Origin of the sequence: Massilia sp. CT11-108, assembly GCF_047302915.1 — a bacterium.
GTDB classification, from domain to species: Bacteria; Pseudomonadota; Gammaproteobacteria; order Burkholderiales; family Burkholderiaceae_D; genus Telluria; species Telluria orientalis.
This window is the reverse complement of sequence record NZ_JBKYMO010001516.1, coordinates 1-272: the sequence shown is the minus strand read 5'-3', so window position 1 is coordinate 272 and position 272 is coordinate 1. Positions and strand designations below refer to the sequence as shown.

Here is a 272-nt window from a genome sequence, read left to right as displayed (position 1 = left end):
GCCGAGGCCATGACGCTGATCCAGCGCGTCGGCAAGTCGCAATCGAAAGTGTTCTACGTCGCCGACGACGTGCTGCCGCAGACGCTGGAAGTGGTGCAGACCCGCGCGCTGCCGATCGGCGTCGAGGTGCGCACCGTCGCCGCCGCCGAGATCGGGAACCTCGCCGAATCCTGCTTCGGCGTCCTGCTGCAATACCCGGGCGTGAACGGCGACGTGCGCGACTACCGCGCCGCCGTCGAGAAGCTGCATGCTGCAGGCGCGATGGTCGTCGT

At 68.4% G+C, this 272-nt stretch carries 1 protein-coding gene; it reads left to right on the top strand.

The window, feature by feature from the left end; genetic code table 11:
* Positions 1-272, top strand: a 272-nt coding sequence (locus tag ACEN88_RS35465) for a hypothetical protein (protein WP_413347086.1), incomplete at both ends; no start/stop codon positions are given.